Below are 6804 nucleotides of genomic sequence, written 5' to 3'. Positions count from 1 at the left end.
CTTGCGATATCGCTGGCGCGAACCACCACGAAAGCGCAAGTTTCAGTCCATGCCAAAGCTATCTTAGCGCCTATGCCCACTTTGGGGGGCGATTGGCAGCTTTGGCTTCGGCGCCCCTTTTCCTGCGTTGAAAATTGGCGAAGGCCGCCGTGACCTCCAATCTCCCCCCTCGTGGGGAGGGCAGGACAGAGGGGGGCGCGAAGAATGCGGCCTAGACTAGGGCCTAGACGACCAGTGCCAGCCTTGCCACAGCCGGCACGAACGGCCGAATGCTCATCCCATCACCCGTAATGGTCACAAAACTCGCCGGCGGGATGGCCTGCCATTCCCCGCCCTCGCGATCGAAAGGCTCCGACACGATGCAACGGCCGGCATTGCGCACCGACGTGTACAGCGTCGGCGCGTGGGCGTCGCTGGCGTAGCGCACGGCATAGAGCGCCTGCCCATCCGAGAACGCTGCGGTCAGTTTCACGGCTGGCTCCAGACCGGCGTGGCGTGACGCCTCTAGAACCCGAGCGGTGGCGCGCGATACTGCCCCTTGCGGGTCGCCAGCAAGACCCTCATCGATCATCAGCAGGAAAAACAATTCGGAATCGGTGGTGCCCTCGCGCTGGTCGAAGACGGCGTCGCAGAGCGAGTTCTCCAGCGCGCGGCGGATCTTTTCGAAGCCGCCGATCTGGCCATTGTGCATGAACGACCAGCTGCCGGAGATGAAGGGGTGGCAGTTCATGCGGCTGGTGGCGCCGCCGGTCGACGCTCTGACATGGGCGAGGAACAGGCCGGATTTGATCTGTCGGCACAGGCTTTTCAGATTGGGATCCGACCAGGCCGGCAGGATGTCGCGGTAGAGGCCGGGCTCGGGCCGGTCGCCATACCAGGCAAGGCCGAAACCGTCGCCATTGGTCGGCGACTTGGCTTCCTGGGCGCAATGGCTCTGGGCAATCAGCGAGTGGCAAGGCGCGGTGACGACGTCCTCGAGGAAGACCGCGTCACCCAGATAGGCCGCCCATCGGCACATCGCTTCTAACCAATCCTAGGCGCGATCCAAGAGAGCCTGGGGCTCCTTGACCGCGTGCGAGCCTCTGTTGTGCGTCCGCTCGTAGAGTTCGCGAACGATTCGGCTTGCCGTAGTTTCGAAGAGAAACGGCAAGAAAGCGTGAACGAGTGCCGCACCAGCGGCCATCAGGAGGCGCGAGCAGAACCAGGCGGCAAAGGCCATATGGCTGAAATAGGTCTCGCCCACCTTGGCCGGGTGAGAGGTGAACAGCTTCGAAAACAGCGTCGTCATGGTGATCCCTCCTGCCGGGATAAGCCCCGATGTGGGTATCCTGCCACGGGGTAAAGGTTCATCGGTCTCAATTTGTCCTTGTCTAACGCCGTCGTTCGGGACATTCATCCCAACATGGCGCTTGAATTCGATGAAATCGACCGAAGATTGCTGGCCGAGCTGCAACGCGACGGCACACTGTCGGTCGATCAGCTCTCCGAAAAAGTGTCGCTGTCGCGCAACGCCTGCTGGCGCCGGGTCAAGCGGCTGGAAGAGGACGGCGTCATCACCGGACGGGTGGCGCTGGTCGATGCCGACAAGCTCGGGCTCGGACTTTCGGTGTTCATCCTGATCCGCACCTCCAATCATGACCCGGACTGGCTGCAGAAGTTCCGTGCGGCGGTGACCGGTTTTCCAGAGATCACCGGGGTCTATCGCATGTCCGGCGATCTCGACTACGTGCTGCGCGCCCGCGTCGCTGACATGAAGGCCTATGACCGCCTCTATCAGCGGCTGATCGCCAAGGTGGCGCTGTCGGACGTTTCGGCCTCCTTCGTCATGGAGGAGATCAAGGAGACGACGGTCGTTCCGGTGGAATTGCGCTAGGTCACACTGACGCCCGAAAGAAAGCCGTTGATAGGCCTGCGGACGAGTTGACCGAATCGCCGTTCGCGCCGATAGGATCGATTTTATGCGCGCAGCCCTCCACAATTCCTCCGTCATCGGTCCAACCGTCGGCTTCGTCAGGTTGCCGCATGGCGATGGACTTCCCCTTCCCGCTTACGAAAGCACCGGCGCCGCCGGCATGGATCTGCGCGCCGCGGTGCCGGAAGACCGGCCGCTGCTGATCCTGCCTGGCAAGCGCGCCTTGGTGCCGACCGGTCTGATCCTGGAAATTCCCGAAGGAATGGAAGGCCAGGTGCGGCCGCGCTCCGGCCTTGCCTTCAAGCATGGGCTGACCGTCCTCAATTCACCAGGCACGGTCGACAGCGACTATCGCGGCGAGGTTAAGGTGCTGCTGGTCAACCTCGGCGACGAGGATTTCGCGGTGACGCGCGGCATGCGCATTGCCCAGATCGTCTTTGCCGCGGTGACGCAGGTGACGGTTGAGGAGCGCTCGCTGGCCGGCGCCACGACGCGCGGCGCGGGCGGGTTCGGATCGACCGGCACCGCCTGAATGAGCATACCGAAACTGGTCATCTTCGACTGCGACGGAATCCTGGTCGACACCGAGAACCTTGCCAACCGGCGGCTTGCCGAGTGGTTTGTTGCCGCCGGTTATCCCACCACATTCGAATATTGCCGCAAATATTTTTCCGGCCGCAGCATGGCTTCGGTGCAGAAGGAAATCGAAGAGACGACCACGGTGCGGCTCGGCGCCGATTTCGTCGATCGCTGGAATGCCGGCCTGCCCGATCTGTTTGCGCATGGCGTCGAGGCGATCCCCTATGTGCGCGACTTCATCGAGGCGGTTCGCGCGGCCGGCATTCCCTATTGCGTCGCCACTTCTGCGCGTATCTCGAAGATGCACATCACGCTCGGCCAGACCGGGCTGCTGCCGCTGTTCGAGCATGCCATGTTCTCTTCGACCATGGTCAGCCGCGGCAAGCCGTTCCCGGACCTGTTCCTGCATGCGGCAAAGACCATGGGTTTTGCGCCGGCCGACTGCATCGTCATCGAGGACAGCGTAGCCGGCACGCAGGCCGGCATTGCCGCCGGCATGCGTGTCTATGCCTATCATGGCGATCCCTATTCCGACCGCGATGGCCTGGCCAGCGCCGGCGGCGTCCTGTTCGACGACATGCGCGAACTTGCCGGGCTGGTGCCGATCCACTGAAGCTGTGTTAGGTTCCGCGCGGCCAGCCTGAGGCGCCCATGCCAACGAACCTGCTTCGCTCCATCCTAAAGCGTTTCACCGTTTCATGGAAACGGCGAACCGCTCTATCTTTTTGTTTTGTTGCAATTTCCGGCCGGAAAACCGCACACACTTTTCCTGAAATTGCTCTAGCGCTTGTGCTGCTGCCGTGGCTTTGGACCGCAGCCGGCGCGCAAGCCGTCAGCTTCCCGGAATTCGGCAGCGCCATCCCCGGCCACATGGATGTGACCTATCTGGACCTCGCAAGGATGGTCATTCCCGGCCTCGCAGGTGACAGCAACGGTTTCTACCGGGGTGGATTGCCGATCGAGATGCGCCACATCGAGGGACCGGATGGCGGCGGTTCGCCGCCTGAGACATCGGGCCTCTCCAACGCCGGCGTGCTCGCCATCAAGGCCGGGGGCAAGGACCGGCTGGCGATGCTCTACGACCTCGGCGACTCTCCCGACAGCGCCGAAGGCTATGCCGTGCTGGCGCTCTACGACATCACAGACAAGCCGAAGCTGCTCGACGCCGTCAATGTCGCGCTCGACCGCGGCACCTATTTCCGTGAACCGGGCAAGCTTTCCGTTGGGCCGAACGACGACATCGTGATCACCATGAGCGCGCATTTCAATTCAAGCCAAAACTACGCGATCACGCCGCTGATCATGGTGCGCGACGACAAATTCCAACTGATCGACATGATCTTCACCTTCGATGAGAACCTGTGCGCCTACAGCCGCAAGCAGGATGTTGCTTTGCAGACGATCGCTGACGGACAGCCTTATGCGCGGTCAAAGTGACGGTGACCGACGCCACGGTGCTCAACGGCGAGAGCTGCGACGACCAGCCCCCCAAGCCTGAAGCCCACGCAATTTCCGTTACCTATCATTGGGACAAAAAGACGTTGCACTACGTCAAGGATTCCGACGCGCTGGACAAACTGGCAGGAGAGAACGCCAAACGCTTCTGAGCCAACCGCATTCGTTTGCCCGGTGCATTTCTGCACGATAGAAATCTGCCGACATTTCCGCATCTGAAGGGAGCACTCATGGACAAGGGCAAGATCTTTCGCGACCTGCACGCCTCGACCTTCGTCATGCCCAATCCCTGGGATGTCGGCACGACCAAGCTCCTGGCCTCCTTCGGCTTCAAGGCGCTGGCGACGACCAGCGCTGGCTTTGCCTTTTCGCGCGGCCTGCCCGACGGCGCAGTAACGTTCGAAGCGATGATCCACCATTGCCGCGAGCTGACGGCGGCGACCAGCCTGCCGGTGTCGGCCGATCTCGAGAAAGGCAAGGGCAACAGCGCGACGAGTGCCGCCGAGACGGTTTTTGCGGCCGAAGCGGCAGGTCTCGCCGGCTGCTCGATCGAGGACCATACTGGCGATCCCGACAAGCCGATCTATGAGTTTTCACACGCCGTCGAGCGCGTTGCAGCTGCTGCTGAAGCCGCACGGGCGCTCAAGCATGATTTCGTCTTCACCGCGCGGGCCGAGAATTTCCTTTGGGGCAAACCGGATCTCGACGACACGATCAAGCGGCTGCAGGCCTTCGAAAAGGCCGGCGCCGATGTGCTCTATGCGCCCGGCCTCAAAGATGTCGAGACCATCCGGAACATCTGCTCGGCGGTGAGCAGGCCAGTCAACGTCATGGCACTGCCGGCCTTCACCATCGCCGACCTTGCCATGGCCGGGGTCAAGCGCATCTCGCTCGGTCCGTGGCTGACCAATTTCGCCTTCGGCATGCTGGAAACCGCGGCGCGCGAGATCCAGCAGGACGGCACGTTCGGCTTCACCCGGGCCGCCATCCCGTTCGGCAAATTGCAGGCGCTGTTTTCCAAATCCTCAGGCTAGGGGGTCCCGGCGCATGACGCTCACCGTCGTCGACATGCACACCGGCGGCGAGCCGCTCAGGATCGTCACCGACGGCTATCCAGACATTCCCAAAGGCACGATCCTGGAAAAGCGCGCCTATGTGCGCGACCACCTCGACCATTTGCGCAAGCTGCTGATCTTCGAGCCGCGCGGCCACTACGACATGTATGGCGCGCTGCTGGTGGAGCCCGACCTGCCCGGCGCCGAGCTGGCCGTGCTGTTTATGCACAACGAGGGCTATTCGACGATGTGCGGCCACGCCATCATTGCGCTTGGCCGCTACGCCGTCGACGAAGGGCTGGTGGTCAAGCAGGAGCCAATCACCACCGTCAACATCGAGGCGCCGTGCGGCATGGTCGTCGCCTCGGTCGAGGTCAGGGACGGCAAAGCGGGATCGGTGTCGTTCGAAAGCGTGCCGGCCTTTCTGTTTGCCCATGACCAACAAATCGAATTGGGGGGATACGGCAAGATTGCGTTCGACATCGCCTATGGCGGCGCCTTCTACGCGCTGGCCGACTGCCATCAATTCGGCCTGGAGTTCGGCCGCAGCCGGGTGCGCGATTTCGTCGACGCGGCAACCGCGCTGACCGAGCGGCTGAAGGCGGCGTTCCCTCTATCGCATCCCGACCATGCCGATCTCGCTTTCCTCTACGGCACCGTCCTCACCGATGGACACGATGCGTTCTCCGGCGAGGCAACAAAAAACATCTGCGTCTTTGCCGATGCCGAGGTCGACCGCTCGCCGACCGGCTCCGGCGTCACCGCGCGGCTGGCGGCAATGCATGCCAAGGGTGAGATCAACCCTGGTCAGGAGCGGTCCTTCGAAAGCATCGCCGGCTCGCGCTTTTCCGGAGCGGTGGCGCGCACGACCATGGCCGGCCCGCATGATGCGATCATCGCCCGCGTCGGCGGCCGCGCCTACTATTCGGGCCGGGCGGAATTCACCGTCGAGCCGGATGACGAATTGGGACGCGGTTTTCTTCTGCGTTGATAGGCCTATCGCCCGGCGCTCTCCCGCGCGCCGACCGCCTTGTGCAGATGCACCATCATGGCGGCGGCAAAGAGCGGCGTCAGCAGGTTGAGCAGGGGCACGGCGAGAAAGGCGGCAATGAGCAGCCCGGCCAGAAACACGGTGCCGGCATGTTTCCGGCGCAACGCCCTCGCCTCGTCTTCCGGGCGGAAGCGCATGGCGGCGAATTCGAAGAATTCACGTCCCAGCAGATAGCCGTTGACGATGAAGAAGGCGGCGATGTTGACGCCCGGAACCAACAGAAGCAGCAGGGCGACGATGTTGCCCAGGATGACAACGCCGAAGAATTTCACCGACAACACGAGCGAGCGCAGCGCCGGCATGGCGCGTCCGACGGGATCGGCCGGATAGTCGGTGCGCTCGACCACTTCGGCGATGTCTTCGAGAAACAGGCCCGCCACGATTGCCGTCACCGGCGCGATCAGCAGCGCCATCCCGAAGGCAAGCGCGATGGCAGCGATGATGCCGCTCAGCCATCCGGCCCAGGACGGCAGGCCGGGCAGCAAGGAGTGAACCCATGGCAGGGCCAGCCAATCGACAAGCCCGGTCAAGACGAACCACAACGCGACCAGCGCCAGGACGGTCAAGCCCAGCGTCTTCAGGAAAACCGCGCGGAATTCGGGAGAAAACAGCCGGCTGAAGGCGGCGCGGGCAGCGTTGAAGATCACGGCGTTTCACCCCCAGGAACGAACGGATATCTCCGACATAGGCTGAGACCCTGTCAGCCGCAAGCCTGCTGGAGCGGGCGCAATTCCGGACGGGAACTAGAGCAT

10 protein-coding genes are annotated in these 6804 nt (G+C 62.8%); 7 read left to right on the top strand and 3 right to left on the bottom strand.

Annotated elements, in window-relative coordinates; genetic code table 11:
• Nucleotides 1-223 precede the first annotated feature (223 nt).
• Together X771_RS139265 and X771_RS139270 are read right to left on the bottom strand one after the other, a co-directional pair.
• A complete protein-coding gene (locus X771_RS139265; RefSeq protein WP_023690043.1) occupies nt 224-1018 on the bottom strand; it encodes a class II glutamine amidotransferase in 795 nt (264 codons plus the stop codon).
• Between the two features lie 15 nt (nt 1019-1033).
• Nucleotides 1034-1288, bottom strand: a complete 255-nt coding sequence (locus X771_RS139270; RefSeq protein ID WP_023685117.1) for a DUF6356 family protein — start codon at nt 1286-1288, stop codon at nt 1034-1036.
• Nucleotides 1289-1402: 114 nt separating this feature from the next.
• On the opposite strand from X771_RS139270, the gene X771_RS139275 reads away from it, so the two are divergent.
• From X771_RS139275 to X771_RS139295, 7 genes are all read left to right on the top strand, one after another.
• Complete coding sequence (locus X771_RS139275; RefSeq protein ID WP_023690042.1) at nt 1403-1873, top strand: Lrp/AsnC family transcriptional regulator; 471 nt, start codon at nt 1403-1405, stop codon at nt 1871-1873.
• A gap of 85 nt (nt 1874-1958) precedes the next feature.
• Entirely contained in the window at nt 1959-2444 is a 486-nt protein-coding gene (dut, locus tag X771_RS139280) for a dUTP diphosphatase (protein WP_023690041.1), read from the top strand.
• Nucleotides 2445-3104 carry an HAD family phosphatase gene (locus X771_RS139285; RefSeq protein ID WP_023685119.1) on the top strand — a complete coding sequence of 220 codons (660 nt, stop codon included), beginning with the start codon at nt 2445-2447 and terminating at the stop codon, nt 3102-3104.
• A 176-nt stretch (nt 3105-3280) separates the two neighbouring features.
• Nucleotides 3281-3928, top strand: coding sequence for a hypothetical protein (locus X771_RS01000000165440; RefSeq protein ID WP_023690040.1), 648 nt, complete (start codon nt 3281-3283; stop codon nt 3926-3928).
• The gene (locus X771_RS1000000169460; RefSeq protein WP_023690039.1) at nt 3925-4098 is read left to right on the top strand and encodes a hypothetical protein; all 174 of its coding nucleotides are present in this window, start codon (nt 3925-3927) and stop codon (nt 4096-4098) included. The genes X771_RS01000000165440 and X771_RS1000000169460 overlap by 4 nt, the downstream gene beginning before the upstream one ends.
• Nucleotides 4099-4176: 78 nt before the next feature.
• Nucleotides 4177-4980, top strand: coding sequence for an oxaloacetate decarboxylase (locus tag X771_RS139290; protein WP_023690038.1), 804 nt, complete (start codon nt 4177-4179; stop codon nt 4978-4980).
• A gap of 13 nt (nt 4981-4993) precedes the next feature.
• On the top strand, nt 4994-5992 hold the full coding sequence (locus tag X771_RS139295) for a proline racemase family protein (protein WP_023690037.1): 999 nt from the start codon (nt 4994-4996) through the stop codon (nt 5990-5992).
• Between the two features lie 5 nt (nt 5993-5997).
• On the opposite strand, the gene X771_RS139300 is transcribed toward X771_RS139295, so the two are convergent.
• Entirely contained in the window at nt 5998-6699 is a 702-nt protein-coding gene (locus X771_RS139300; protein ID WP_023690036.1) for a sulfate transporter family protein, read from the bottom strand.
• Nucleotides 6700-6804 lie beyond the last annotated feature (105 nt).

The sequence above is a fragment of the Mesorhizobium sp. LSJC269B00 genome, from assembly GCF_000502815.1.
Classification (GTDB): domain Bacteria; phylum Pseudomonadota; class Alphaproteobacteria; order Rhizobiales; family Rhizobiaceae; genus Mesorhizobium.
Note: the sequence above shows the minus strand (reverse complement) of the source record. Positions and strands in the feature narration are given on the sequence as shown.